24 protein-coding genes are annotated in these 26,007 nt (G+C 61.4%); 12 read left to right on the top strand and 12 right to left on the bottom strand.

Annotated features, from left to right (window positions below):
* Positions 1–77 precede the first annotated feature (77 nt).
* Positions 78–1,334: an ABC transporter substrate-binding protein gene (locus tag ACWTV3_RS05450; RefSeq protein WP_498477193.1), complete on the top strand. Its 1,257-nt coding sequence runs from the start codon at positions 78–80 to the stop codon at positions 1,332–1,334.
* A 170-nt stretch (positions 1,335–1,504) separates the two neighbouring features.
* Positions 1,505–2,776, top strand: coding sequence for an ABC transporter substrate-binding protein (locus tag ACWTV3_RS05445; RefSeq protein WP_498477192.1), 1,272 nt, complete (start codon positions 1,505–1,507; stop codon positions 2,774–2,776).
* A gap of 3 nt (positions 2,777–2,779) precedes the next feature.
* Here ACWTV3_RS05445 and ACWTV3_RS05440 read toward each other — a convergent pair whose 3' ends face one another.
* The 5 genes from ACWTV3_RS05440 to ACWTV3_RS05420 form a co-directional block, all read right to left on the bottom strand.
* A complete protein-coding gene (locus ACWTV3_RS05440; protein WP_498477191.1) occupies positions 2,780–2,905 on the bottom strand; it encodes a hypothetical protein in 126 nt (41 codons plus the stop codon).
* A gap of 387 nt (positions 2,906–3,292) precedes the next feature.
* Positions 3,293–4,030: an ABC transporter ATP-binding protein gene (locus ACWTV3_RS05435; RefSeq protein ID WP_341619239.1), complete on the bottom strand. Its 738-nt coding sequence runs from the start codon at positions 4,028–4,030 to the stop codon at positions 3,293–3,295.
* Positions 4,027–5,001: an ABC transporter ATP-binding protein gene (locus ACWTV3_RS05430; protein ID WP_498477190.1), complete on the bottom strand. Its 975-nt coding sequence runs from the start codon at positions 4,999–5,001 to the stop codon at positions 4,027–4,029. Before ACWTV3_RS05430 ends, ACWTV3_RS05435 begins: the two co-directional genes overlap by 4 nt.
* A complete protein-coding gene (locus ACWTV3_RS05425) occupies positions 4,991–5,971 on the bottom strand; it encodes a branched-chain amino acid ABC transporter permease (RefSeq protein ID WP_498477189.1) in 981 nt (326 codons plus the stop codon). Before ACWTV3_RS05425 ends, ACWTV3_RS05430 begins: the two co-directional genes overlap by 11 nt.
* 9 nt (positions 5,972–5,980) lie before the next feature.
* Positions 5,981–7,261, bottom strand: a complete 1,281-nt coding sequence (locus ACWTV3_RS05420) for a branched-chain amino acid ABC transporter permease (protein WP_498477188.1) — start codon at positions 7,259–7,261, stop codon at positions 5,981–5,983.
* A 279-nt stretch (positions 7,262–7,540) separates the two neighbouring features.
* Between ACWTV3_RS05420 and guaB the strand changes: the two genes are divergently transcribed.
* Positions 7,541–9,043 carry an IMP dehydrogenase gene (gene guaB / locus ACWTV3_RS05415; RefSeq protein WP_498477187.1) on the top strand — a complete coding sequence of 501 codons (1,503 nt, stop codon included), beginning with the start codon at positions 7,541–7,543 and terminating at the stop codon, positions 9,041–9,043.
* Between the two features lie 141 nt (positions 9,044–9,184).
* On the opposite strand, the gene ACWTV3_RS05410 is transcribed toward guaB, so the two are convergent.
* The 3 genes from ACWTV3_RS05410 to ACWTV3_RS05400 are packed head-to-tail and all read right to left on the bottom strand — an operon-like array spanning position 9,185 to position 11,669.
* Positions 9,185–10,000, bottom strand: a complete 816-nt coding sequence (locus ACWTV3_RS05410) for an ABC transporter permease subunit (protein WP_498477186.1) — start codon at positions 9,998–10,000, stop codon at positions 9,185–9,187.
* Positions 9,997–10,911, bottom strand: a complete 915-nt coding sequence (locus ACWTV3_RS05405; protein ID WP_498477185.1) for an ABC transporter ATP-binding protein — start codon at positions 10,909–10,911, stop codon at positions 9,997–9,999. The genes ACWTV3_RS05410 and ACWTV3_RS05405 overlap by 4 nt, the downstream gene beginning before the upstream one ends.
* A 50-nt stretch (positions 10,912–10,961) precedes the next feature.
* A complete protein-coding gene (locus ACWTV3_RS05400; protein ID WP_498477184.1) occupies positions 10,962–11,669 on the bottom strand; it encodes a TetR/AcrR family transcriptional regulator in 708 nt (235 codons plus the stop codon).
* Between the two features lie 81 nt (positions 11,670–11,750).
* On the opposite strand from ACWTV3_RS05400, the gene ACWTV3_RS05395 reads away from it, so the two are divergent.
* The 5 genes from ACWTV3_RS05395 to guaA are packed head-to-tail and all read left to right on the top strand — an operon-like array spanning position 11,751 to position 17,516.
* Positions 11,751–12,872, top strand: a complete 1,122-nt coding sequence (locus tag ACWTV3_RS05395) for a GuaB3 family IMP dehydrogenase-related protein (RefSeq protein ID WP_498477183.1) — start codon at positions 11,751–11,753, stop codon at positions 12,870–12,872.
* A 52-nt stretch (positions 12,873–12,924) separates the two neighbouring features.
* Positions 12,925–14,652 carry a glycerol-3-phosphate dehydrogenase/oxidase gene (locus ACWTV3_RS05390; RefSeq protein WP_498477182.1) on the top strand — a complete coding sequence of 576 codons (1,728 nt, stop codon included), beginning with the start codon at positions 12,925–12,927 and terminating at the stop codon, positions 14,650–14,652.
* Entirely contained in the window at positions 14,649–15,461 is an 813-nt protein-coding gene (locus ACWTV3_RS05385) for an SURF1 family cytochrome oxidase biogenesis protein (protein ID WP_498477181.1), read from the top strand. Before ACWTV3_RS05390 ends, ACWTV3_RS05385 begins: the two co-directional genes overlap by 4 nt.
* Positions 15,462–15,465: 4 nt before the next feature.
* Positions 15,466–15,924, top strand: a complete 459-nt coding sequence (locus tag ACWTV3_RS05380; protein ID WP_498477180.1) for a DUF3817 domain-containing protein — start codon at positions 15,466–15,468, stop codon at positions 15,922–15,924.
* A complete protein-coding gene (gene guaA, locus ACWTV3_RS05375) occupies positions 15,921–17,516 on the top strand; it encodes a glutamine-hydrolyzing GMP synthase (RefSeq protein ID WP_498477179.1) in 1,596 nt (531 codons plus the stop codon). Before ACWTV3_RS05380 ends, guaA begins: the two co-directional genes overlap by 4 nt.
* A gap of 90 nt (positions 17,517–17,606) precedes the next feature.
* Here guaA and ACWTV3_RS05370 read toward each other — a convergent pair whose 3' ends face one another.
* Positions 17,607–18,194 carry a TetR/AcrR family transcriptional regulator gene (locus ACWTV3_RS05370; RefSeq protein ID WP_498477178.1) on the bottom strand — a complete coding sequence of 196 codons (588 nt, stop codon included), beginning with the start codon at positions 18,192–18,194 and terminating at the stop codon, positions 17,607–17,609.
* A gap of 108 nt (positions 18,195–18,302) precedes the next feature.
* On the opposite strand from ACWTV3_RS05370, the gene ACWTV3_RS05365 reads away from it, so the two are divergent.
* Complete coding sequence (locus tag ACWTV3_RS05365; protein ID WP_498477177.1) at positions 18,303–19,265, top strand: alpha/beta hydrolase family protein; 963 nt, start codon at positions 18,303–18,305, stop codon at positions 19,263–19,265.
* A 79-nt stretch (positions 19,266–19,344) separates the two neighbouring features.
* Here the strand turns inward: ACWTV3_RS05365 and ACWTV3_RS05360 are convergent, their stop codons facing one another.
* The 3 genes from ACWTV3_RS05360 to ACWTV3_RS05350 form a co-directional block, all read right to left on the bottom strand.
* Complete coding sequence (locus ACWTV3_RS05360) at positions 19,345–20,148, bottom strand: Bax inhibitor-1/YccA family protein (RefSeq protein ID WP_498477176.1); 804 nt, start codon at positions 20,146–20,148, stop codon at positions 19,345–19,347.
* Positions 20,149–20,228: 80 nt separating this feature from the next.
* Positions 20,229–20,738 (bottom strand): hypothetical protein, encoded by a 510-nt coding sequence (locus ACWTV3_RS05355; protein ID WP_498477175.1) that lies wholly within the window; start codon positions 20,736–20,738, stop codon positions 20,229–20,231.
* Positions 20,728–21,048, bottom strand: a complete 321-nt coding sequence (locus ACWTV3_RS05350) for a DUF4190 domain-containing protein (protein WP_498477174.1) — start codon at positions 21,046–21,048, stop codon at positions 20,728–20,730. Before ACWTV3_RS05350 ends, ACWTV3_RS05355 begins: the two co-directional genes overlap by 11 nt.
* 45 nt (positions 21,049–21,093) lie before the next feature.
* On the opposite strand from ACWTV3_RS05350, the gene ACWTV3_RS05345 reads away from it, so the two are divergent.
* From ACWTV3_RS05345 to ACWTV3_RS05335, 3 genes are read left to right on the top strand one after another with little or no spacing between them, the layout of a single operon-like run.
* Positions 21,094–22,095 carry a glycerophosphodiester phosphodiesterase family protein gene (locus tag ACWTV3_RS05345; protein WP_100389257.1) on the top strand — a complete coding sequence of 334 codons (1,002 nt, stop codon included), beginning with the start codon at positions 21,094–21,096 and terminating at the stop codon, positions 22,093–22,095.
* Between the two features lie 12 nt (positions 22,096–22,107).
* Entirely contained in the window at positions 22,108–24,516 is a 2,409-nt protein-coding gene (locus ACWTV3_RS05340; RefSeq protein ID WP_498477173.1) for an ATP-dependent helicase, read from the top strand.
* Positions 24,503–25,981 (top strand): RNB domain-containing ribonuclease, encoded by a 1,479-nt coding sequence (locus ACWTV3_RS05335; RefSeq protein WP_498477172.1) that lies wholly within the window; start codon positions 24,503–24,505, stop codon positions 25,979–25,981. Before ACWTV3_RS05340 ends, ACWTV3_RS05335 begins: the two co-directional genes overlap by 14 nt.
* Positions 25,982–26,007: the final 26 nt, after the last annotated feature.

Raw genomic sequence — 26,007 nt, 5'->3', positions numbered from 1 at the left:
GAGTTCGCTTTTTCAGGATTGGCCATTACCGTAACTATGCCGCTCTCTGTGTTGAGCGGTAGATAGGAGCGACTGTGATGACTTCCCTTCCCGTTGGAATGCCCGTGCCGCGCCGAGCCCGTCGTGGGTTCGCGACAGTTGCCGGCGTGCTCGCCGCCGTTCTCGTCATGAGTGGATGCTCGGTTGAAGAACCTGTCGAAGAGCGCCCTGCGCCCAAAGATTTGACTCTCACGATTGGTGCCCTCGTTCCCGAGTCGGGAGCGCTCGAAAAGTTTGGCCCGGCGGTGTCGGCAGCGATCGCTCTGGCAGCCCAAGACGTTAACGACGCCAATGCCAACCTCACCGTCAACGTTGAGACTCGTGACTCCGGAGATTCCAGTGACTCGACCGCAGAGGATGCAGCAGCGGAGCTGCTCGCGGCCCGCGCCACGGTGATTATTGGTGGTCTGTCGAACGGAATCTCCAAGAAAGTGATCGACACGATCACTGACGCGGGAGTCGTCGAGATTTCCCCAGCCAACGATTCGCCCGACTTCTCGAACTATGACGACAGTCAGCTGTACTGGCGCACGTCACCTTCCTGTGCGCTGGAGGGTTCTGCCCTCGGCGCCGAGATGGCCGACCGCGTCGATGGTTCGATCGCGATTCTTTCTGAAGACCTTCTCTGCGGCCCACTTCTTCCCCGCGCGGTGAGCGAGACATTCCTCCGCGGCGGTGGCGAGGTGATCTACCAAGAGAGCATCGACGAGAAAGCAACCGATCTCGATGACAAGATCGCCGCAGCCGTCGACGCGAAGCCGGATGCCGTAGCCATCGTTGGCTCGAAACAGGCGGAGAAGATTGCCAAGGCTTTCATCGCTGCCGGATACTCGGGCGACCAGCTGTTCTTCACCGGGCTCTCGCTCGGCGAGCGCGGCTCAGGGTTTGCGGCTGGCAGCCTCACGGGCTCCATCGTGACGCATCCGGGACTTGATGTAGAAACTATTTCGGACTTCACCGACCGGCTTCTCGAAATCAACCCGAGCCTCAAGGACTTTAGCTACGCCGCCGAGAGCTATGACGCGGTTATCCTCGCCAGCCTTGCCGCCTTGGCGTCGCAGAAGATCTCTGGCGAAGGCATCGCCAGCAAAATGCAAGAGGTATCGGGTGGCAGCGGTGATGGTGAGGTTGCTCTCAACTTTGCGGATGCCGCGAAGATTGTGCTCGATGGCCGCACCGTAGATTACGACGGTGTTTCAGGCCCGATAACCCTCAGTGACAATGGCGACCCGCAGGGCGCCATCATTGGGATTTACCAGTACGGTAGCGACAACGTGTACACCCGGATTAGTTGATCAACACCTTCGTTTCTCAATATCTACGAATGGTAACGATTCCCAAGAGCGTTACAAGGCTGTAGTACAGACGTATTGTGCGGATGCGCCGGGTGGGCATAGCTTGACAGTGTGGCGACACGGTAGTGCCACATTTGATTCCTGAACACATTCGAAACGCAAGGAGCAACATGAGCGTATTCGCGAAGGCTACGGCCTCCCCATCACGGTCCAAGCGGACCCTGTTGAGCGGTCTCGCAATCGTCGGTGCAAGCGCACTGGTACTGGCTGGCTGTGCAACTGACAGCGGAGAAACCTCCACTGGTTCTGACGGAGGCGAACTGTCGCTGAAGCTCGGAACGGCACTGCCCGTGACCGGTAACCTCGCATTCCTCGGCCCGCCCGAGATTGCAGGAACCGAGTACGCCGCGTCCGAGGTCAACGCTGCAGACGCCGGCATTCAGATCGAACTGATTCAGGGCGACTCTGGAGACACCGACAACAAGGCATACGAGACTGAAATCCCTCGTCTGCTCGGTGAAGACGTTTCCGCAATTCTTGGTGCAGCATCCTCGGGTGTTTCGCTTCAGTTCATTGACCAGGTTGTTGGCGCTGGAGTAATCCAGTTCTCGCCGGCAAACACTTCGGCCGCATTCACGACGTACGACGACAAGGGACTGTACTTCCGTACCGCTCCTTCCGACGTGCTTCAGGGTGAGGTTCTCGGAAACCTGATCGCTGCCGATGGTCACGAGACCCTCGGCATGATCGTTCTCAATGACTCCTACGGAACCGGTCTTGCCGGCTACACGCAGGAAGCATTCGAAGCAGCTGGTGGCGAAGTTGTTGCACAGCCCACGTACAACACCGGTGACACCACGTTCGATGCTCAGATCTCCGAAGTTCTTGCTGCGGACCCTGACGCCATCGCGCTGATCACCTTCGAAGAAGTGTCGACCATGCTCCCGAGCATCGTCAGCAGCTTCCCCGCTGAGAACCTTTACTTCGTAGACGGTAACCTCGCGAACTTCGGTGACGAATTCGACGCTGGCACCCTCACCGGTGCTAAGGGAACCCTCCCCGGCCTGAGCGTAGACACGATTGCCGACTTCACGTCGTCACTTAACGAGTTCTACGTTGATTCGGGACAGCCTGAGCTCGAAGAGTTCAGCTACGCAGCAGAGTCCTTCGACTCCGTAATCCTCCTTGCTCTCGCATCGCTCGCAGCCGGTTCCACCGACTCCGCAGCAATCGCTGAGAAGCTTCAGGAAGTTTCCGGTGGTTCAGGCAACGGCGAGAAGTGCACCACTTTCGCTGACTGCGCCGAAATCATCAATGGTGGCGGCGTAGCTGACTACGACGGCATCTCTGGACCGATTACGTTCGACGAGCTCGGTGACCCCACCGAAGCAACGATCGGCGTTTACCAGTACGGTGAAGACAACACCTACAGCGCTTACTAAGCCTCACTGAGACTTAGCTTTCGCTAAGAGAAGGCCCCAACCCTCACGGGTTGGGGCCTTTTTCGTGCGCTCGTCGTCATCCACTGCGGAGTCGGAGTCGGGGTCGGGGTTGGCGGGTAGAGAGGTCAACCGAAACCCTTATTTCGCCGCTTCGCAGCCCTCAGCGGGAGCGCACGCCCCGGTGATGCGGTGCGCAGAGCGGTACTGAAAGTGATTCAGTCTCTCCACTCAGCGGCGACCGAACGTGAAACCGCATCAGGTCGCTCTGTGAGGGGTGCACATCCGCCCAGCGGGTTCACGCATGGCTCGGGACAAAATGAGCGCCCAGAACGGCACTGAGCGCCCCGCACTCACGCATCATTCGCGAAAACGGCGTGCAGAGTACCAAGGACGCCATAGTGACGCGTCCGGAGAACGGTTCGGTGGTGCAACCGGAGAGAGCTCGTGGTGGGCTCAGCAAACGCCGAAGGCCCCATCCGAACGAATCCGGATGGGGCCTTCTGTGTAGCGTATTGGCTAGGTGCCGAGCGTTCCGAGGTAGAGCCCGATGACCTTGGGGTCATTCAGCAGCTCGCGCCCAGTTCCTTCGTACGCATCGTGGCCCTGATCGAGAACGTAGCCGCGGTCACAGATTTGCAGGCAACGACGTGCGTTCTGCTCCACCATGATCGTGGTCACTCCGGCCTTGTTGATCTCCGATACGCGAATGAACGCCTCATCCTGCTTCACGGGCGAGAGCCCCGCAGACGGCTCGTCGAGAAGAAGAACGTGGGGATCCATCATGAGTGCTCGAGACATAGCGACCATTTGGCGCTCACCACCCGAGAGTGAACCCGCGCGCTGCTTGAGGCGCGACTTCAGCTCGGAGAAGATGCCGGTGACGAACTCAAGGCGCTCGTCGTAGATCTTCGGGTTCTGGTAGAGCCCCATCTGAAGGTTCTCTTCGATGGTCAGGCTCGGGAACACGTTGTTGTTCTGCGGAACAAACCCAACACCGCGCGACACGAGCTTGTTTGCCTTGAGCCCGGTGATGTCGGCGCCGTTAAGGCTGATCGAACCGCCACGCACCTGAACCTGGCCGAAGATTGCCTTCAGCAGGGTGGACTTGCCGGCACCGTTCGGTCCGATGATTCCGATTAGTTCACCGGGGTTAGCGACCAAGTTGCAGTCGTTCAGAATGTTCACGCCCGGGAGGTATCCCGCGGTGAGGTCCTTGACATGGACTACCGCGTTCTCGGTGGGGATAGCGTTCACTTGCCAGTCTCCTTGCGCTTAGCGATGTTCGCGTCGAGTTCTTTTACCTCTTCAGCGAGATCGATCGCTGCCGTATTGAGTTCGCCTTCGATGCGGCCAGTGACCACGCCGAGGTCGACATCCTGATGCGAACCGAGGTACGCATCGATGACGGCTTGATTCTTCATAACCTGATCCGGCGGACCTTCAGCGACGACCTGGCCCTCGGCCATCACAATCACCCAGTCGGCGATGTGACGCACCATGTGCATGTCGTGCTCAACGAAGAGCACTGTCATGCCCTCGTCTTTAAGGTCGAGGATGTGGTCGAGCAGCGACTGAGTCAACGCAGGGTTAACTCCAGCCATCGGCTCATCCAGCATCACCAGAGTGGGCTGGCTCATGAGGGCGCGAGCCATTTCGAGCAGCTTTCGCTGACCACCGGAAAGGCTGGCCGCGAAGTCAGCCGACTTGGCATCGAGCTTGAACTTCTTGAGCAGAACGATCGCGCGCTCTTCGATCTCGGCTTCTTGCTTACGCCAGAGGCTCGGGATCATGCCGCGGAAAATGTTCTCCCCGATCTGATCCTTTGCGCCGAGTTTCATGTTCTCGAGCACCGTGAGGAGTCCGAGAGCCTTCGTGAGCTGGAACGTGCGCACCTGGCCAAGTCGAGCAACCTTGTGCGCACCCATGCCTGCGAGGGAGTGCCCGTCGAACGTCCACTTTCCTTCGTCGGGCTTATCGAAGCCGGTCAACAGGTTGAACAGCGTCGTCTTTCCGGCACCGTTCGGGCCAATCAACGCGGTGATCGCATTGCGAGGGATTTCGACGTGATCAACATTCACGGCGGTCAGGCCGCCGAAGGTGCGACGGATGCCGTCAGCAACGATGATCGGATCGACCTTGGCAACACCAGCAACGATGTCGCCTTTGTGAAGTCCCGTTGTTTTTTCGCGTGCCACCGGCGCAGCCGGTGAGTCTTTACTTGACAAAGGTCAGCTCCTTTTTGTTGCCGAGGATGCCCTGTGGTCGGTAGATCACGAGCAACATCAGCGCCACACCCACAAGGATGAAACGCACCGTTTGCGACTGCGTTGTGGTCATGAACGGGAGGAGGCCGACGTTGACCATAGCGGGAAGCAGGTTGCTCAGGAAGGTTTGTACAGCCCAGAAGATGACCGAACCGAGAATCGGTCCGAAGATCGTGGCGGCTCCACCGAGCAGGAGTGCGGTGTACACGAAGAACGTCAGCGACGTCACATATACACCGGGGTTCACCGAGGCGGGGAGGGCGTAGATGATGCCACCCATCGCTCCGAAGACACCACCGAGCATCAGCGACTGCAGCTTGTAAGAGAACACGTTCTTGCCGAGGGCGCGCACGGCGTCTTCGTCTTCACGGATTCCCTTGATGACGCGACCCCACGGGCTGCGCATGACAGCCCAGAGAATGAACGCTGCCAGAGCCAGCACGGCGATTCCGAAGATACGAACCCACCAGCCGTTGGCGTTGTACTCCCACGGGCCGAAGCCGTAGGTGCCATCCGGAATGGGGTTGAAGGCACGGAAACTCGTGTGGTACCCGCTGAGTCCATCGGCGGAACCGGTGTACTCATCGAAGGTCGTGGTCAGGAACAACAGACGCACAACTTCCGCAGCCGCAATGGTCACAATCGCCAGATAGTCACCGCGCAAGCGCAGAGTAGGAATACCGAGGATGAGTGCGAACACCAGCGAGCCGCCGATACCGACGAGCATGCCGCCCCACCACGGGAAACCGAAGGTGAGGATTGAGATCGCGTAGCCATAGGCGCCGATTGCCATGAAGGCGGCCATACCCATGTTGAGCAAACCGGTGAAGCCGAAGTGCATGGCAAGACCGAGTGCCGCAAGGGCGTATCCGATCGTTGCCGGCGCAATCAGCGATGACCCGGTGTTGGAGAGAATTTGCAGAATATCCATGTGCGGCCCCTAACCTATTCTCTCTTTGCGACCCAGGATGCCCTGAGGTCTAAACAGCAGGATGACGATGAGTACGACGAGCGCTCCCACATACTTCAGGTCTGACGGAATGAAGAGACTCGAGGTCTCAACGAGCACGCCGACGATGATCGAGCCGACCAGCGCGCCGAAGGCAGTTCCGAGTCCACCGAGGGTGACCGCTGCGAAGACGAGCAGCAGAATCTGCGCACCCATATCCCAGCGGATGCCCGGGCGGAAGTAGGCCCAGAGAACACCGGCGAGGCCGGCCATCGCGGCGGCGAGAATCCAAACAACGCGTACGACTTGGTCGACGTCGATGCCGGATGCTGCTGCGAGCGAGGGGTTGTCGGAGACAGCTCGTGTGGCCTTACCGATCTTGGTCTTCACCAGCCACCACGCGAAGATCACGATGACGACGATGCTGACGACCATGCTGATCATGTTGGTCTGGCTGAGCGACACCGATCCAAAGAGCGGAATGTCGGGGGAGTCGGAGCCGGGCAGTTGCTCGGTTCCGCCACCACGGAAGTACTGGAATGTGTAGCGCAGTGCCAGCGAAAGTCCGATCGAGACGATCATGAGCTGAACGACGCCGACACCCTTCTTTCGTAGCGGTTTCCAGAGCCCGGCATCGAGAGACCACCCGAAGCCGGCACTGAGAAGTACGGCAAGCGGTATCGCAATCCAGACGGGCCAACCGAGGTCGACCGACACTATGAGCGCCATCACCGCACCAAACGTCACCATTTCTGCGTGCGCAAAGTTGGAGAGCCCCGTGGTTCCGTAAACGAGAGAGATGCCGATGGCGGCAAGGCCGAGCATCAGCCCGAAGTTCACGCCGTTCACAATGCGCTCGACAAACTGGTCGAAGAAGCTTGTGACGTTGCGTTCACCGCGGCCAATAAAGAAGTTCATGACGGTCGAGCCACTCGGGCCGATCATCGCTTCTTTCTCATTGGGCGTATCGTCTTCGCCCGTCTCGTCGATAACTGCAATGCCCTCGGGCAGAGTTTCTTCGATGAGGGTGACAGTAAATTCGTCACCGTCGGGAACGCCGACTTTCCATTGACCGTCAGCATCCGTGGCAACCTCAACCTCGTAGCCTCCGCCGGAGACGGTGAGAAGTACACCCTCTAGCGGCTCGCTATTGAGCTTGACGTTACCGATGATGCTGTTGTCGTATTCGTCGACGTTAACCTCGTCGGCCATGGCAGGCATGGCCATCAGAGAGAAAGCAGCGGAAAGCGCAACTATGAGTGCTACAAGCACTCCTCGTCTATTTTTCCGTCGCGTGCGGCGATAATCCGCTGTGTTCACAGGACCTCCAGGAAGGGACCCAGCCGGACTCAAGAATCCCGCGGGTTCTGATGTGCCGACGGCAATGACGACACCGGCCGATTGCGGTCCGACATACAAATGCTTGTCGGGTACAAAGCGGTGAAGCCATTATGCGGGGGAATGTTCTGGCATGAAACCCGTTAATATTGATTGGCCGGAGATTTAACACAATTCACCGGTTTCGCGCTCCTGCCGTAAGGAAGATTTAACATGGAACAGCCAGACCCCTTCGGCTTCGTCGGCCTCACCTATGACGACGTAATGCTTTTGCCCGGTCACACCGACGTAATTCCCAGCGATGCTGACACCAGTTCACGTCTTACCCGCAGGATTCGGGTGTCTTCGCCGCTGATCTCGTCTGCGATGGACACCGTCACCGAAGCTCGAATGGCCATCGCGATGGCTCGGAATGGTGGTCTGGGAGTGCTTCATCGCAACCTCTCGATCGACGACCAAGCCGCTTATGTTGACAAGGTCAAGCGCAGCGAATCCGGCATGATTACCAATCCGGTAACAACTACACAACAAGCGACCGTTGCAGAGGTAGATGCCCTCTGTGGCCAGTTCCGCGTCTCCGGTCTTCCGGTTGTAGAAGAAGACGGCACGCTCGTCGGAATCATCACGAACCGCGACATGCGCTTCATTGAGCCGGAAGACATGGACTCGGTACTCGTGCGCGACGTGATGACCACGACGCCGCTTGTTACCGCTCCGGTCGGCATTGACCGTGAGGGCGCGATTGCCATCCTCAATAAGCACAAGATCGAGAAGCTCCCTCTCGTTGACGACGAGGGCAAGCTCAGTGGACTCATTACGGTCAAAGACTTCGAGAAGACCGATCAGTACCCCAACGCTACGAAAGACGACGAGGGCCGCCTGCGTGTAGGCGCTGCGATCGGATTCTTCGGCGACGCGTGGGAGCGCGCGGAGCGCTTGCGCGATGCCGGCGTTGACCTCATCGTTGTCGACACCGCCAACGGTGAATCCGCCGGCGTTATTGACATCGTCCGCCGCCTGAAGGCTGACTCCTCGTTTGACGCCATCGACATCATTGGCGGAAACGTCGCCACCCGTGCGGGTGCTCAGGCTCTGATCGACGCCGGTGTGGATGCCGTGAAGGTTGGCGTTGGCCCGGGCTCGATCTGCACGACCCGCGTCGTTGCCGGTGTCGGAGTGCCGCAGGTAACCGCCGTGTACGAAGCGTCGCTCGCCGCACGCGAGGCCGGCATCCCGGTCATCGCCGACGGCGGACTTCAGTACTCCGGTGATATCGCTAAGGCACTCGTTGCGGGCGCGGAGACCGTCATGCTCGGTTCGTTGCTTGCGGGAACCGATGAGAGCCCTGGCGACCTCATCTTCCTCAATGGCAAGCAGTTCAAGAGCTACCGGGGAATGGGCTCGCTCGGTGCGATGCAGACGCGCGGTAAGAAGACCTCGTACTCGCGCGACCGTTACTTCCAGGCCGACGTTCCCTCGGACGACCAGTTGATCCCCGAGGGCATCGAGGGCCAGGTTCCTTACCGTGGCCCCGTTTCCACCGTCATGTACCAACTGCTCGGCGGCCTGCGCCAGTCGATGTTCTACACGGGAGCTCGCACCATCGAGGAGCTCCAGCAAAAGGGCAAGTTTGTGCGAATTACCGCCGCAGGCTTGAAGGAATCGCACCCCCACGACATCCAAATGGTTGTTGAGGCACCGAACTACCGTCGCTAACAACGGCACTCTCGCTGGCGCTTATGCCAGAGAGCGAGCAGCTTAGACATGCAGAAGGCCTGCGAGAAGCAATTGCTTTTCGCAGGCCTTCGTCGTTGCTTTAGTGTCGTTGCTGTTGCAGAAGAGTCGTGTGCGTGCGGCCTAGGCCGAGACGTCGCGGCGGCTGAAGACGTAGCCACCGACCACGAGCGCGAGGGCCGAGATGCCAAAGAGGAGGCCGAGTGCGCCTGCGTCGGCGCCGTCGCTTAGGGGCGAGTTGCCGAAGGCCCAGTGATAGGGCGACAGGGTGTGGAGCCATTCGACGTCGGCGCTCTGGTTGCCGACTGAGTTGAGCACATAGCCGAGCAGGGAGATTCCGGCTGCTGCCGCGGAGGCGTAGGCGCGGCGGCCTGTGATTGCTCCGACAGCGAGGCCGAAGCTGGCCGAGAGCACTCCCAAGCCCAAGAGCGCGGCGGTTCCGCCGACGATGTTCGCGGGCTCGAGGTCGATTCCCGAGGAATTATTAAGCGCAAGAATGAGCAGGGCCGAAACCGCGGCAAGCCAGAGGAGCCGCAGCATCACTCCGAGGCTGCGCTCGACCATGATCTGCACCCGAGACACGCCGTGAGCGAGGGTGAGTTCGAGAGAGCCCGACTCTTCATCGCCGGCGATTGCCGCGGAACTCCACAAGGTGGCAGCGATCGTGAAGAGCACGAAGCCGATGAGTCCCAAGAAAGTTGCCTGAACATAGCCCGCGCCGCTGGAGAGGTCTTCGAACCCGAGGGTGTTCGAGAACCCTTCGGGCAACGACGCGATGATCTCCTCGAAGCCCGCGCTCTCATCGGAAAAGGTCGAATAGAGCGGAACGTAGAGGAAGATGGCGCCAGCAACTCCGGCGGTCCAGCCCAGGAGGCCACGCCAAGAATCGGCGAGGTTGCGGCGGGTGAGCGGAAGGATGGTGCGGGCCGACTGGCTCATTTGCTTGCCTCTTTCGAGTAGAGATCGATGACCGAGGACTCAAGATCCTGCTCTTCGACCCGCAGGTCGACCACGTGGAAAGGCGCAATTGCCTTGACGAGGGCATCAATGTGTCCCTCGACCGTGCCGGTGATCTGAATCACCTCGCCTTCGGTGACGGTGAGGTTGTCAAGGTTCGGCAGCGCAGCCAGCGCTGACTGAATGCTCGCGGCCGAGGCATCCGCAAAGTCGACGAAGACCCGGCGCACGGCACTGGCGCGCAGGCTCGCCACATCGCCGACCTTGACGATCACTCCATTGCGCAGCACCGCAACTTTGTCGGCCGCGTTCTGGATTTCGCTGAGCACGTGAGAGCTGAGGAAGACCGTTTGGCCGTTGTGTTGGGCCTCGCGCACCATGCTCAAGAACTCTTGCTGCACGAGGGGATCGAGCCCGCTGGTGGGCTCGTCGAGCACGAGCAGCTTCGGCTCGTGCATGAACGCTTGAACGAGGCCGAGCTTTTGCTTGTTGCCCTTGGAGAGTTTGCGCACGTGGCGACTGAGGTCGAGCCCCAGACGTTCGGCGAGCTCGTCGATGCGACCGGGAGCAACGCGGCCACTGATCTCGGCGTAGTGCTTGAGCAGCGAGCGACCGGTCACGCGGCCTTCGAGAAGGAGCTCTCCAGGGAGAAAGCCGATCTCGCGGCGCAGTGCAGCACCGCCGCTGATGGGGGAGCGACCGAGAACGGTAGCGTCGCCCGAGGTGGGGCGGATGATGTCGAGCAGGAGCCGCATCGCGGTCGTTTTGCCGGCGCCGTTGGGGCCGATCATGCCGAACACGCTGCCCGTCTCGACGGCGAGATCCATGCCGTCGAGCGCAGTGTGGCGGCCGTAGCGCTTCGTAAGTGCTCGGGTTTCTATGGCAAGAGTCATGGGGGAGGCCGGGGCCTCGTCCTTTCGTGGGGTAAATCCGAGGGAAGTGACTAGGGGGTGGGGATGTCGGTAGCCATTGCCGGCGGATCGGGATCTTGCACGTGCTGGCGCATGTCCGCGGCTTCGCGAGTTGCCTCGGCGACGGCTTCGCGAGTGGCGTCAAGAGTTGAGCGATCGGTGTAGACGCCGTGCGTGTAAATCTCGACAGCAGCGTTGCCCATGCGACTCAGGCTGTCGAGGCTGAGCCGTGCGCTGTTCAGGCTGCGAGCGATGTGGCTCTGCAGGGTGAGCATCGACAGGCTATGGGTGACGAGGAGCACCGCTCGCGCGTGTTCGTCGCTGCTGGGATGCACGGCTCCGCTGGCGACGCCCTGCTCGAGCATCTCGCGCGAGAGTTCGACGAAGCGATCGAAGAGGTGGGCTCCGGCATCCGAATCATCGGTGAAGAGGCGACCAAGGTAGGTGAGCCAGGGTTCGTAGGCGTCGAGGTCGGCGTACCACTCGCTCACGGCGGCGCTCACATCGCCTTCGCCCATCCCCGCTTTGCGGTGGGTGACTTCGTTGATGATGTAGTCGTCGCACGCTGTCTTGAGGTCTCGCATGCTGCCGAAGTGGTGGATGACGAGGCCGGCGCTCACTCCGGCCTCGGTCGCGACGGCGCGGGCGCTCGTCGCGGCGAAACCGTTGCGGCCGATGAGGCGAATCGCGGCGTCGCGAATGCGGGCTTTGGTGGTGGAGTCATCCGTTCTTGAACGCATGTTTAACAAACTAAACAGTTGTTCAGCTAATGTCAATGGCGCACTGGTTCCGCCTCATCCCGCGCGCGGTAGGCTGGAGTAGTGAATGATTTCGAGATTGGCCGTGCCAAGCGCGCTCGCCGCGTCTACTCCTTTGATGACATCGCTATCGTGCCCTCGCGCCGTACGCGTGACCCCCGCGATGTCTCGGTGAACTGGACGATTGACGCTTACACCTTCGACATCCCCGTTATCGCGGCTCCCATGGACTCCGTGGTCTCGCCCGCAACCGCCATTGCGATGGGAAAGCTCGGCGGTCTCGGTGTGCTCGACCTCGAAGGTCTCTGGACCCGCTACGAGAACCCCGAGCCCGTGCTCGAGGAGATCCGCTCGCTTCCCGCCAATCAGGCGACCGCGCGTATGCAAGAGCTGTACGCCGAGCCGATCAAGCCGGCGCTCGTCACGCAGCGTCTTGCTGAGATTCGCGAAGCCGGAGTGCCCGTTGCCGGAGCGCTCAGCCCGCAGCGCACGAAAGAACTCCACCAGACCGTTGTGGATGCTGGAGTCGACCTGTTCGTCATCCGCGGCACGACCGTGAGCGCAGAGCACGTCTCCAAGACGAGCGAACCCCTCAACCTCAAGGAGTTCATCTACGAACTCGATGTTCCCGTGATCGTGGGAGGCGCCGCAACGTACACCGCAGCGCTGCACCTCATGCGTACTGGAGCCGCCGGTGTGCTCGTAGGCTTCGGCGGCGGTGCCTCAAGCACTACCCGCACTGCCCTCGGCATCCACGCTCCCATGGCCACCGCAGTAGCGGATGTCGCTGGCGCTCGCCGTGACTACATGGACGAGTCGGGCGGCCGTTACGTTCACGTCATCGCTGATGGCGGACTCGGAACGAGCGGCGACATTGTCAAGGCCATCGCGGTCGGTGCTGACGCCGTCATGCTGGGTAGCGCGCTTGCCCGGGCGACGGATGCTCCTGGTGGCGGTTACCACTGGGGTCAAGAAGCTCACCACTCCGAGCTGCCTCGCGGCAACCGGGTCGAGGTCGGGCAGCTCGCTCCTCTCGCCGAGATTCTCAACGGACCGTCCTCTCACCCCAACGGTCAGTCGAACCTCGTCGGTGCACTCCGCCGCTCGATGGCGACCACTGGATACTCCGATCTCAAAGAATTCCAACGGGTCGATGTGGTTGTCGCTCCGTACAACACGCTGTAGCTGATACCGCGCGCTGAGCACACGCTCACCGCCAGACGCTGGAGGAAAAACAATGGTCAAGCCCCGATCGATTGCCCCGACAGCACCGCTGAGTGCCGAACAGCGCGCGGCCGCAATTGCCGCGCTACGCGACACAGAACTGGACGTTCTGGTGATCGGTGGCGGCATCGTCGGTACCGGAAGTGCTCTGGATGCCGCGACGCGCGGCCTGAGCGTCGGCATGGTGGAGGCGCGTGACTGGGCCTCGGGCACGTCGAGCCGGTCCTCGAAGCTCGTGCACGGCGGCATCCGCTATCTAGAACAGCTCGATTTTCGACTCGTGCGAGAAGCGCTGAAAGAGCGCGGCTTGCTACTGCAGCGCCTGGCTCCGCATCTTGTGCGCCCCGTACGGTTCCTCTATCCCGTGACCAAGCCGGTGTTCGAACGCCTATATATCGGTGCGGGAATGTTGCTCTATGACCTCCTGAGCTACACGGGAGGGCGACCTCCCGGCGTGCCTCACCACCGTCATTTGACGCGCACGCAAATGCTGCGTGCAGCGCCCAGCCTTCGCGGCGACGCCTTCCGCGGTGGCCTCACCTACTACGACGCACAAGTAGATGACGCCCGTTACGTCTCGACGCTCGCACGCACGGCAAGCCACTACGGCGCACACGTGGCATCGCGCGTTCGCGTCGAAGACTTCATCAAAGTGGGGGAGCGCGTCGTCGGCGTGCTGGCCCATGACCGGGAGACCGGCGAGCGTTTCGAGATTCGGGCCAAGCAAGTCGTGAACGCGACCGGAGTGTGGACCGATGACACTCAGGCGATGGTGGGCGAGCGCGGCCAGTTCAAGGTTCGTGCCTCGAAAGGCGTGCACCTTGTGGTGCCGCGCGATCGTTTCCAGTCGAAGCTCGGGCTGTTGTTGCGCACCGAGAAGAGCGTGTTGTTTGTGATTCCGTGGGGCCGTCACTGGCTCATCGGCACGACCGATACTGACTGGGATCTCGACAAAGCGCATCCCGCAGCAACGGCGGCGGACATCGACTATTTGCTCGAACACGTCAATAAAGTGCTGGCGGTGCCGCTAACGCGCGACGATGTCGAAGGCGTCTATGCCGGGCTTCGGCCGCTACTGGCGGGGGAGTCTGACCTCACCTCGAAGCTCAGCCGCGAACACATCGTGGCCCACACCGTTCCCGGTCTCGTGGTCGTCGCCGGTGGCAAGTGGACGACGTACCGCATCATGGCGAAGGATGCCGTGGATGCCGCCGTCGATGCCCTCGACGGCAAGATTTCCGCGAGCATCACCGAGGATGTCGCGCTGCTCGGCGCGGAGGGCTACAAGGCCGCCTGGAACAAGCGCTCGGCTCTCGCCCGCACTTATGGCGTGCACAAGTCACGCGTCGAACACCTTCTGAATCGCTATGGCGTACTTGCCACCGAGGTGCTCGATCTGGTTCGCGAGAAGCCCGCGCTGGCTGAAGCGCTGCCCGGTGCCGACGACTACATCGCGGCCGAAGTTGTGTACGCAGCAAGCGCCGAGGGGGCGCTGCACCTTGACGATGTTCTGGCCCGCCGCACTCGTATATCGATTGAGGCATGGGATCGGGGCGTCTCCGCTGCGCCCGTCGCCGCGAAGCTGATGGCTGATGTTTTGGGTTGGGATGCCGCCCGCACCACCACCGAAGTCGAACGCTACCTGCAGCGCGTCGATGCCGAACTCGCGAGCCAACTGGAGCCTGACGATGAGTCGGCTGACAGGGTTCGCCTCGCCGCACCAGATATCGTTAGCGAGTGAGTACGAGCCCTTCCCCCCTGACTGACCCGGCTTCTGACACCGCACCGGCCACGATGTGGCAGATTGCGCGTCGGCCCCGTTGGATCGGCGCGCTCATCCTGGCTCTCGCCATCGCAGCGAGCTTTGCGGCTCTCGGGCAGTGGCAGCTCAGCCGCAGCCTTGAAGGTGGCGAGATCACCGAGCAGCAGAGCGAGACGATCGTGGCGCTCGATTCTGTCGCCACGGCTCAGGCTCCGCTCTCGTATGTGACGACCGGTCAAGTGGTGACGTTTGAGGCCGAGCTGATTTCCGGTGACTACATCGTGCTCTCCGACCGCAACAACGATGTTGAAGGGCGCGGCTACTGGGTCGTGGGCCACGCCGTTGAGCCGAGCGGTGCCAGTGTGGCGGTTGCGCTCGGCTGGGCTGCGACGTCGGATGCCGCGGCATCCGCTATTTCACAGCTTGAGGCTGCGCCACTCGCCGCCACCATCACGGGTCGCCTGCTGCCGACCGAGTCACCGCAACAGTCCGACTTCGAGCAGGGGCAACGTAGCGCTCTTGCCGTCTCCGAACTCGTGAACCTGTGGGCTGACGTGCCCGCCGGAACCTACGGCGGCTACGTGGTTAGTTTCGATGCCCCGGCTGGCCTCGAAACGATCGATTCCCCACCACCGTCGACTGAAGTTTCGCTCAACCTTCTCAACGTGTTCTACGCCGTGGAGTGGGTTGTGTTCGCTGGCTTTGCCGTGTTCCTCTGGTTCCGCCTCGTGAGGGATGTCTGGGAAGAAGAGCGCGAAGTTTCAACCCCTGACCCGGCCGTAGACTAGAACCATGGCTCTCGGTCCCCGGCTTTCAGATATCCCCAACATTCGTCGCACCCTCACGTTCTACAAGGTGTCGTCGATCATCACCGGTACCTTCCTGCTCGTGCTGTGCCTCATGATGGTGTTCCGCTACGGACTGGGCGGCGACATTGAGCTGAACGGCCCCTCCGCTTTCTTGACGCTCACGCCGAAAGAGCTCGTACAGGGCATCAACGTTTCGACGATCATCCTGATTGTTCACGGCTGGCTCTACGTGTTCTACGTGGCCGCCGATTTCATCCTCTGGCGCCTGACGCGATACTCCTTCTTGCGCTTCCTCTACATCGCCCTCGGCGGTGTCATCCCCTTCCTGTCGTTCTTCCTCGAACGTCAGGTGCCTCGACTCGTTGAGGCGAAGATCGCGACACTCGAATCCGCTGCAGCTGCGAAAGCGGCCGGCGCTGACTCCGCAAAGGCAAGTGCATGACCGACTCCACGGCCACCTCCGCAGACACGAACGCTCGCCCCGTTCTCGTCGTCGATTTTGGCGCTCAGTATGCGCAATTGATCGCACGCCGCGTGCGCGAAGCCAACGTGTACAGCGAGATTGTTCCTCACACCATCACCGCTGAAGAGATTGCGGCCAAGAACCCGGCTGGCATCGTTCTGAGCGGCGGCCCGTCGAGCGTCTACGAGCCTGGCTCGCCCGACCTCGACCCCGGCATCCTCAAGCTCGGCGTTCCAGTCTTCGGTATTTGCTACGGTTTCCAGGTGATGGCCCGCCAGCTCGGTGGCATCGTTGCTAAGACCGGACTGCGTGAATACGGCGCTACCGACATGACGGTTCAGGGGGGCGGCGGCGCGCTGCTCGCCGACCAGCCAAACGAGCAGACGGTGTGGATGAGCCACGGCGATGCTGTGACCGAAGCCCCGGAAGGCTTCGAGGTTCTCGCCAGCAGCGATGCGACTCCGGTTGCCGCCTTTGCGAGCAAGGAACGCGGTCTCTACGGCGTGCAGTGGCACCCCGAGGTCAAGCACTCCACTCACGGTCAAGACTTGCTCGAGAACTTCTTGCACGACGCTGCGGGCATCCCCGCCGATTGGAACAGCGGCAATGTGATCGCTGAGCAGGTTGAGCGCATCCGCGAGCAGGTCGGTTCGGCCCGCGTGATCTGTGGTCTTTCGGGTGGAGTTGACTCCGCTGTTGCTGCCGCCATCGTGCACAAGGCCGTTGGCGACCAGCTCGTCTGCATCTTTGTTGACCACGGTCTGCTGCGTCAGGATGAGCGCCGCCAGGTTGAAGAGGACTACGTCGCCTCCACCGGTGTGCGTCTCGTCACCGTCGACGCCGTTGACCAGTTCATGGATGCCCTCGCCGGAGTCACTGACCCCGAGACGAAGCGCAAGATTATCGGCCGCGAATTCATCCGCAGTTTTGAGAACGCCGCTGAGGCGCTCGTGCTCGAAGCTCAGGGCGGCGAAGACACCGTCAAGTTCTTGGTGCAGGGAACGCTCTACCCGGATGTCGTTGAAAGTGGCGGCGGAACGGGCACGGCCAACATCAAGAGCCACCACAACGTGGGCGGCCTTCCCGAAGACTTGCAGTTTGCTCTCGTGGAGCCGCTGCGCACCCTCTTCAAGGATGAGGTTCGTGCGATCGGTCGCGAGCTGGGACTGCCGGAGGTCATCGTTGGCCGCCAGCCATTCCCTGGCCCCGGCCTCGGCATCCGCATCATCGGTGAAGTCACTCACGACCGTCTCGAACTGCTGCGCAAGGCTGACGCGATTGCTCGCGCCGAGCTCACCGCTGCGGGTCTCGACGACTCGATTTGGCAGTGCCCCGTTGTTCTTCTCGCCGACGTTCGTTCGGTGGGCGTTCAGGGCGACGGCCGCACCTACGGTCACCCGATCGTGCTGCGCCCGGTGTCGTCGGAAGACGCGATGACCGCCGACTGGACTCGTTTGCCGTACGACGTTCTGGCCAAGATTTCTAACCGCATCACCAATGAGGTGGATGGGGTGAACCGCGTGGTTCTCGACGTCACGTCGAAGCCGCCGGGAACGATCGAGTGGGAATAGAGCTTTAACGACAAAGCCCCCGTCACCCGGCTAATGCCGAGGTGACGGGGGCTTCGTTGTTGCGAAACTGTGTCGTAATTACGAGGCCGACTATTCGGCGAGCACTCCCGTAACTAGTCGGAGGGCGAGCTGGCGGGCGTCGTAGCGAGAATCGTCGCTTGCTCCGATGCTGAGATTGCCGATGCCCCGCATGAGCGCGTAACCGCTCGTGAGCGTCTGGCCACCGCCCCCGCGCGGGTTCGCGTTGAGGAGGTCATCGCACACGGGAACGAGTCGGTCGATGAAGTAGGTGTGAAGGCGTGAAGCGCCGCTGCTGTCGTTGCTGAGCGCTTCGGCGAGGCCGTGCTTAGTTACGAGAAAATCGACAAAAAGTTCAACCCACTTTTCAAGAGCGACGCGGGGGCTCGAACATTCGGCACGCAGACGCGGCCCGGCTTCGGCGCACGCTTCCACTTGGTGGCGGTAGACCGCGACTACGAGTTCGGGGCGAGTAGGGAAATGGCGATAAATGGTACCGGTGCCTACGCCAGCGCGTGCCGCAATCTGTCTCACGGGTGCATTTACGCCGGATGTCACGAAGACGGCAGCGGCGGCTTCCAGAAGGCTTCTTTCGTTGCGTTGGGCATCGGCACGTTGTGGTTTCTCGGATTGAGACGTGTGTTTCACCACATCTTTCATTGTGTCCTCTCTCGCAGACCGCTTGCTAAGCGGAACATCGTTCCGTATTGTTTCTGGAACATGGTTCCGCTTACCAGTATGGCATTGCGGGGCCCCAGAGGAAAGGAAATGATCACCATGCTCGATCCCACTCTCACTCGACTCGATGCGCTTGTCGGCGAGGGAACGCCCGTAATTTCAGTGCATCCGCTCCAGCTCGAATCATTAGACCGCGCATACCCGCTGGAGGTGCGAATCACCGCGCCAATCACGGGTGCTGATCTTCCCGTCGTGGTGCTCTCACACGGCTTTGAGTCATCCGCTGATGGGTACGCACCGCTCGCCAACTTTTGGGCATCCCGAGGCTTTGTCGTCGTGCAGCCGAGTCATCTGGATTCGCATCGCTATTCGATCGCCGTGGGCGACCCGCTGTTCGCAACGATTTGGCGTGAGCGCGTGCGCGACCTCGTTCGAGTCGTGGACCACCTCGATGAACTCGAAGGCAGCGTGCCCGGGCTCACCGGGCGAATGAACAGCACGCGAGTTGCGGCAGTTGGTCATTCCTGGGGAGGACAGAGTGTGCAGTGTCTGTTAGGAGCGCGAGTGCTGGACGCCGACGGTTCTCTGGGAGAGGACCTCTCTGACCCCCGCGTCAGCGCGGGCATCCTGCTGTCGACGACCGGGACCGGAGGGGACGGATTACTTCCTTTTGCTCGCGAATACTTCTCGTTCATGAACCCGTCATTCGCTGAGCTATCGACACCGACACTCGTGATTGCTGGTGCGAATGATAAATCGCGCCTCTCGAGTCGCGGTCCTGATTGGTTCACCGATGTGTATCGCCTCAGCCCCGGAGCAACAGACTTACTCACGCTGGTCGGTGCAGAGCACTTGCTTGGCGGAATAGCCGGCGCAGGCCTGGCCGCCACTGCCGATGAGAACCCGGAGCGCGTAGCCGTCATCCAACGAGTGACGACCGCGTACTTGCGTCGGATTCTCGCCGGCCACAGTGATGGTTGGCGAGACGTGCAATCTCTGTTGGGCAGCAATGGCCGGGAAGGCGACTCTTGGGGTCGAATTGACTCGAAATAGGCAGATCGCCTCACGACAAAGCCCCCGTCACCGGCTAATGCCGAGGTGACGGGGGCTTTGTTGTTGTGCGACGGTGGCGCTAGTCGCGAAGGATCGCGAAGAAGCGCAGCAGCTCGAGGTACAGCCACACGACGGTGATCATGATGCCGAAGGTGCCCTTCCAACCGAAGGCGCGGGGTGCGCCGTTGGCGGCACCCTTCTGGATGAAGTCAAAGTCGAGCACGAGCGAGTACGCGGCCATGATAACGACGAGCACACCGAGAACGGCGCCGAACGGAATGCCAAGAATGGGGATTTCCGCGCTGCGGAGGCCGAAAGCGTCGTCGGTCGCTCCGGTGAGCATCATCACCATGTTCACGAGGGCGAAGACCATGTAACCGACCATGGCGATGAGGAAGACTTTGGTGGCCTTCTTCGATGCACGGATCTTGCCGCTCGCGAAGAGCGCGAGCGTGACGCCGACCACGACGATGGTCGCAATGACGGCCTGGGTGACGACACCGCTGTAGGCGGTCTCGTAGAAACGCGAGATGCCACCGACGAAGACACCCTCAACTGCCGAGTAAGCGAGAACAAGAGCGCCTGAGGGCTGCTTCTTGAAGATGTTGACGAGGGCGAGGACGAAGCCCACGAGTCCAGCGCCCATCCACAGCAGTGGCATGTCGGCGATCCAGCCGATGGCGGCACCGACGAGCAGAAGCGCGAAGGCTCCTACGGTCTTGGCAATCGTGTCTTCGACGGTCATGACGTCACCGGAGGCGGGAGCCGACTCGCGGTTGTACATGTCATTGAGCTGCTGGTTGGAGACCTGGTTCGCTACGGCGGTTCCGCCGCGCGAGCTAAAAGCAGCATCGCGGGAGAAAGCGGGGTTATTGAGTGCCATGATTCCTCTGGTTGGTGTGGTGCCACATGTTTGTGGCGCACAGCCAAAACTACCGGAGTTCGCTGAGAAATGCCGGACTCTCAGTGCCGTTTGGCTGCGCTCTGAGCGATCAGTTGAGCAACCCACGCTGCGGCCACCAGCACGACCGCCGAAATGGCGAGAGCCTGCGGCATATCGGAGTACTCCTGATAGAAGCGCGTCAGCACAATTCCGTTCGCGACCGGGATGATGAGCGCGAGGTAGGAGATCAGCGGTCGGTGTCGCACGATAAGCCAACAGAGCAGCGGGATAGCGAGCGTCCACATCGACATCGGGCCGGTGAGCATGATCCAGATTTGAATGACGGCAGGCAGAACCACGATCATCCGGCGCCAGCCTTGGGACGGCATGATCGACCAACCGACGACCGTGATCGTGGTGCCGATCAGCAAGATCAGGAGGGTGTAGGGGTTGGCGCCTTGCAGATGTACCGCGCCGGCAATGATGAGCGCGAGCCCTATGCCGTAACGATCGGCGTAGTTTCCCCACCTCAGAGGGAGGCGCCGAGTGGGTTCCCAGTCGCGCGCGAGCGAGAACCGCCTAGCTGACATTGGTCAGTAGCGAGTACAGCAGGATTGCCCACACGACCAACCACACGTAACCGAGAACCGTAGCGATGCGGGCCATGACCATGCCGCGTTCGCCGTTCTCTTTGATTTGTCGCATCGCAAGGTGCCCAAAGATGAGAGCGGGCGCTCCACCGAAGGCGGCGAGAATGAGCGCAAGAATCGCGATCGGGTTTGTTCGCGGCGCCGCCAGGGGAGCCGGGCGCGCAGAATCAGCCGAGGTGGGTTCTCCGCAATAGATGCAGAATTTCCACTCGGGTTGCACCGCGGCAGCGCATGACGAACATTCGGGCATGTCTCAATATTAGTAGGAGCCGGTGAAACGCCTATTCTTGACCCAATGAGCACCACCATTCGCCCGCTAGTGATCGGGCACCGCGGGGCAAGCGGCTATCGCCCAGAGCACACGAGAGCCGCCTACGAACTCGCGTTCACGTTGGGGGCGGATGCTGTCGAACCCGACATTGTGGCGACCCGCGATGGCGTGCTGGTGCTGCGCCACGAGAACGAGATTTCAGGCACGACGAACGTGGCGGAGCATCCGGAATTTGCGGATCGGCGTACCTCCAAGACGATCGATGGTGACGCGATTACGGGATGGTTCACTGAGGACTTCACGTGGGACGAGCTCTCGACATTGCGGGCCCGCGAGCGGCTGCCCGAGGTGCGTCAGGCGAGCACGACCCACAACGACGGATCGCCGATTCTGCGCTTGAGCGACCTGCTGGAAATTGTTGACCAGCATCCGGAGGCGGCGCGTCGCCCGCTGAAGATCGTCGCCGAGATCAAGCACGCGAGTTATTTTGCGTCGATCGGGCTGCCGCTCGACGAACTCTTTGCGCGCGACGTGCGGGAGTGGGCCACGGCCGACAACCTGATCATCGAATCGTTCGAGCAGAGCGTGCTGCACCGCATCCGGGATCGAGGGATTCCGGGGCAGCTCGTGTTCTTGCTCGAGTCGAGCGGTGCACCTTCTGATCTGATCGCCCAGCACGGTTCAAAGGCGCGCAGCTATGCCGATCACCTCAGCGACGAGGGGCTCGCTCAGCTCGCGCGCGAAGTCGACGGCATCAGCGTGGATAAGAAAATGCTCATGCTCAAGGATCTGGCCGGCAACCTCACGGGGACAAACGACCTGGTTGACCGTGCTCACGCCGCTGGTCTCCTCGTTTTCTGCTGGACTCTGCGCGCCGAGAATCGGTTCTTGCCGAAGAATCTGCGCTCGAGCAAACAGCCTGAACAACACGGAGACTGGCTCGCAGAGTTTCGCACCCTCATGGATTCCGGTCTCGACGGTGTCTTTGCCGACCAACCCGACCTCGCAGTCACTGCGCGCGGGTAGAGTCGAGGGGCGATGACGACAGCTCTTGACTCTCACGACCCTGGCCGCTCAGACGACGGCAATCCCGTTGGCGACCCTCTGCTCGATGGGCTGAATCCGCGCCAGCGTGAAGCCGTTGAATACCGAGGGCCCTCGCTGCTGATTGTGGCGGGTGCCGGTTCGGGCAAAACGAGCGTGCTCACGCGTCGTATCGCCGGGCTGCTGCGCTCGCGTGAAGCATGGCCGAGCCAAATTCTGGCCATCACCTTCACCAACAAGGCTGCCGCCGAAATGCGGGAGCGCGTCGGTGCCATCGTCGGTGATTCGGCCGAGGGCATGTGGATCTCCACTTTCCACTCCGCGTGTGTGCGCATTCTGCGGCGCGAAGCTGAAGCGTTTGGCTTCTCTAAGAACTTCACCATCTACGACTCGGCCGACAGCAAGGCCCTGCTTAAACGAATTCTCAAAGAGCTCGACGCCGACATGTTCGGGCTCACGGTCAGCAAGGCCGCGAACCGCATTTCGCAGCTCAAGAACGAATTAACCGACGTCGACGGTTTCGCGCGGGATGCCAATCTGAACGACCCGACGGAGAAGAAATTCCTTGAGGTCTTCCGCCGCTACACGCGCGGTCTCAGCGATGCCAACGCGTTCGACTTTGACGACCTCATCGGTCAGACGGTCTACCTGTTCCGGGCCTTCCCGCACATTGCAGCAACGTACCAGCGCCGCTTCAAGCACATTCTCGTTGACGAGTACCAGGACACCAACCACGCGCAGTACTCGCTGATTCGCGAACTGACCAAGCCGCCGGCTCCCGAGCAGTTCGAGACCTCGCCTGGCGTACTCGTGCAGGGGCAGGCCAATGAACTCGAGGCCGCGTCGCTCACGGTGGTGGGCGATAGCGATCAGTCGATCTATGCGTTCCGCGGGGCCGACATCCGCAACATCGTGGAATTTGAGCGCGACTTTCCCCGCTCGACCGTGATTCTGCTTGAGCAGAATTATCGTTCGACCCAGACGATTCTGGATGCCGCCAACGCGGTGATCTCCCACAACTTTGACCGCAAAGACAAAAAGCTCTTCACGACCGTCGGTGCTGGCGACAAGATCGTCGGCTTCACCGGATACTCGGGGCACGACGAAGCGCAGTTTGTGGCGGATGAAATTCAGAAGCTGCATGACGAAGGCGTCGCCTACAAAGACGTTGCTGTTTTCTATCGCACTAACTCGCAGACGCGTGCGCTGGAGGAGATCTTCATTCGCGCGGCTCTGCCGTATCGCGTGCTCGGGGGCACCAAGTTCTACGAGCGCGCGGAAATCAAGGATGCCTTCGGCTACCTGATTGCGGTTGCGAACCCCGCAGATCCGTTGGCGCTGCGTCGCATCATGAACACCCCGAAGCGAGGCATTGGTCCGGCGACCGAAGCGGCGTTGCAGGCGTGGGCGGATGCCCGGGAGATGACGCTGCGCGATGCGATGCGCAACGCCTCCGAACTCGGCCTCGGCCCCAAGGTGACGAAAGCGATCGTCGGTTTGGCTGAGGTGCTCGACGAAGTGATGGCGAAGGTGGAAACATCCAAGCCCGCCGACATTCTGACCGAACTGCTCGAACGTTCGGGTTACCTCGCTGCGCTGCGTGCCTCGCAAGACCCGCAGGATGAAGCGCGCGCCGAGAACGTGGACGAGCTCGTGGCCGTGACCAAGGAGTTCGGTAAGAACAACCCCGATGGCACCCTGCTCGACTTCCTCACCGAGGTATCGCTCGTGGCCGCCGCGGATGACCTTGACGACTCGAGCGGAACCGTCTCGCTCATGACGCTGCACACAGCAAAGGGCCTCGAGTACGACTCCGTGTTCCTCACCGGTGTTGAAGAAGACCTGCTGCCTCACCGTATGTCGGCCAATGAGCCCGGTGGCCCCGCTGAAGAGCGTCGCCTGTTCTATGTCGGCATCACGCGTGCCCGCAAACGGCTCTTCCTCTCGCTTGCCATGACTCGCGCGCAGTTCGGTGAGGTCAACGTGGCAATGCCGAGCCGTTACCTGCAAGAGATTCCGACCGAACTCATTGAGTGGAAGCAGTCGCCGGGAATGGCAAACTCGCGCGGTGGCACTCAGTCGAGGGCGCTCAACGCGCGCCGCGATGGCAACAGCGGTGGCGGAGGTTCGTGGTCCGGTTCGCTCCGGGCGGCGGCAGCGGGCGGATTGCCGCCGGCACCTCCACGCGCCAAGACCGAGTGGGCCAATGCGGTCACGGCGACCGTGCGCGATAACGGTGACCTCACTCTGGCGGCGGGCGACCGCATCCGTCACACTGACTTTGGTGACGGAACCGTGAATCAGGTCACGGGCGCTGGCCCTAAGAGCATTGCTGACGTTCAATTCGACACCGCAGGGCGCAAGCGCCTGCTGATCAAGATTGCTCCCATTGAGAAACTTTGATTCCGAAGGAACACCGCAGGCGGGCACGCCGCGTCACGGGGAGCCTCGGCTGGTTGTTCCGCGCGTTCGGCCGCTCGACACCGACGATGAGCTAGCGAAGGCGCTCGCGGCAGTGCGCGTTGAGCTCAAGCTGCCCACCGAATTCAGTGCTGAAGTCGAAGAAGCGGCTGCGGCTGCTGTAGCTGCATTCGAGCCGCCTGAGCTCGACCTCACCGACATTCCCTTCGTCACTATCGACCCCGAGGGCGCCACAGATCTCGATCAGGCGCTCTACCTCGAACGCACCGGCGAAACGCTGCGCGTGATGTACGCGATCGCTGAAGTGCCCGCCTTCGTGCTGCCCGGTTCCGTCGTTGATGCGGAAGCCCGCAAGCGCGGCCAAACCTTGTACGGTCCCGATGACCGGGTGCCGTTGCATCCGACGATCATCAGTGAAGATGCCGCATCGCTGCTGGCTGGTGCGACGCGACCCGCTTTTGTGTGGACTTTCGATTTGGATGCCGCGGGCTCCGTTATCGCGACAACTCTCGTGCGCGCGCAAGTGCGTAACCGTCGCCAGTACAACTATCTCGAAGTGCAAGAGCTGCTCGACAACGACCGCGCGGACGAATCGCTCTCGCTGCTGCCCGAGTTTGGGCGCCTGCGTACCGAGCTCGAACGTCAGCGCGGGGGAGCGAGCCTGAACCGGCCCGATGAAGAAGTCGCCGTTATCGACGGTCATTACGTGATCGAGCGCCGCGCGTCACTGCCGATCGAGGACTACAACGCCCACGTCTCGCTGATGACCGGCATGGAAGCCGCGCGCATCATGCTCGAAGGCAAGGTCGGCATTCTGCGCACGATGCCCGCACCCGACGACGAGACGCTTGAGCAGTTCCGCCGTCAAGTGGCGAGCCTCGGATGCCCGTGGCCCGAGAACCAGAATTATGGCGAGTACCTGCGCACTCTCGACCACTCCGACCCTCGCGCCCTCGCGGCGACCCACGCCGCCACGTCACTCTTCCGTGGAGCGGGCTACACGCCGTTCGACGGCGAACTGCCCGAAGACACCATCCAGGCTGCCGTTGCAGCGCCCTACGCTCACGCGACTGCGCCGCTGCGTCGCCTCGTCGACCGCTTCGTGCTCGTGGCGTGTGAAGCGATTGTGGCTGGCCGGGATGTTCCGAAGTGGGTTCGTGAAGCGCTCCCGCAATTGCCCAAAATTATGGGGCGCACTAGCCAGCTCGCGTCTCAGTTCGATCGCTCGTCGGTCGACGTGATCGAAGCGGCACTGTTGCGGCCGCGAGTGGGCGACAAGTTCGAGGCCACGGTGGTTTCCGAGCGCGGCGACGGTGGTGTCATCCAGATCGCTGATCCGGTGATCACGGCCCGCATCTCCGGCACGGTTTCGGCCGGAGCCACGGTGCGCGTGCGACTCGTCTCTGCCGAGATTGCTACCGGAACGATCGAGTTCGAACTCGTCTAGCTCGAATCGTCGAGGAGGAGAGAACG

The organism is Salinibacterium sp. AL4.1 (genome assembly GCF_059767305.1).
The sequence above is the reverse complement of the archived record's forward strand: the minus strand, read 5'-3'. Positions and strand labels throughout refer to the sequence as shown.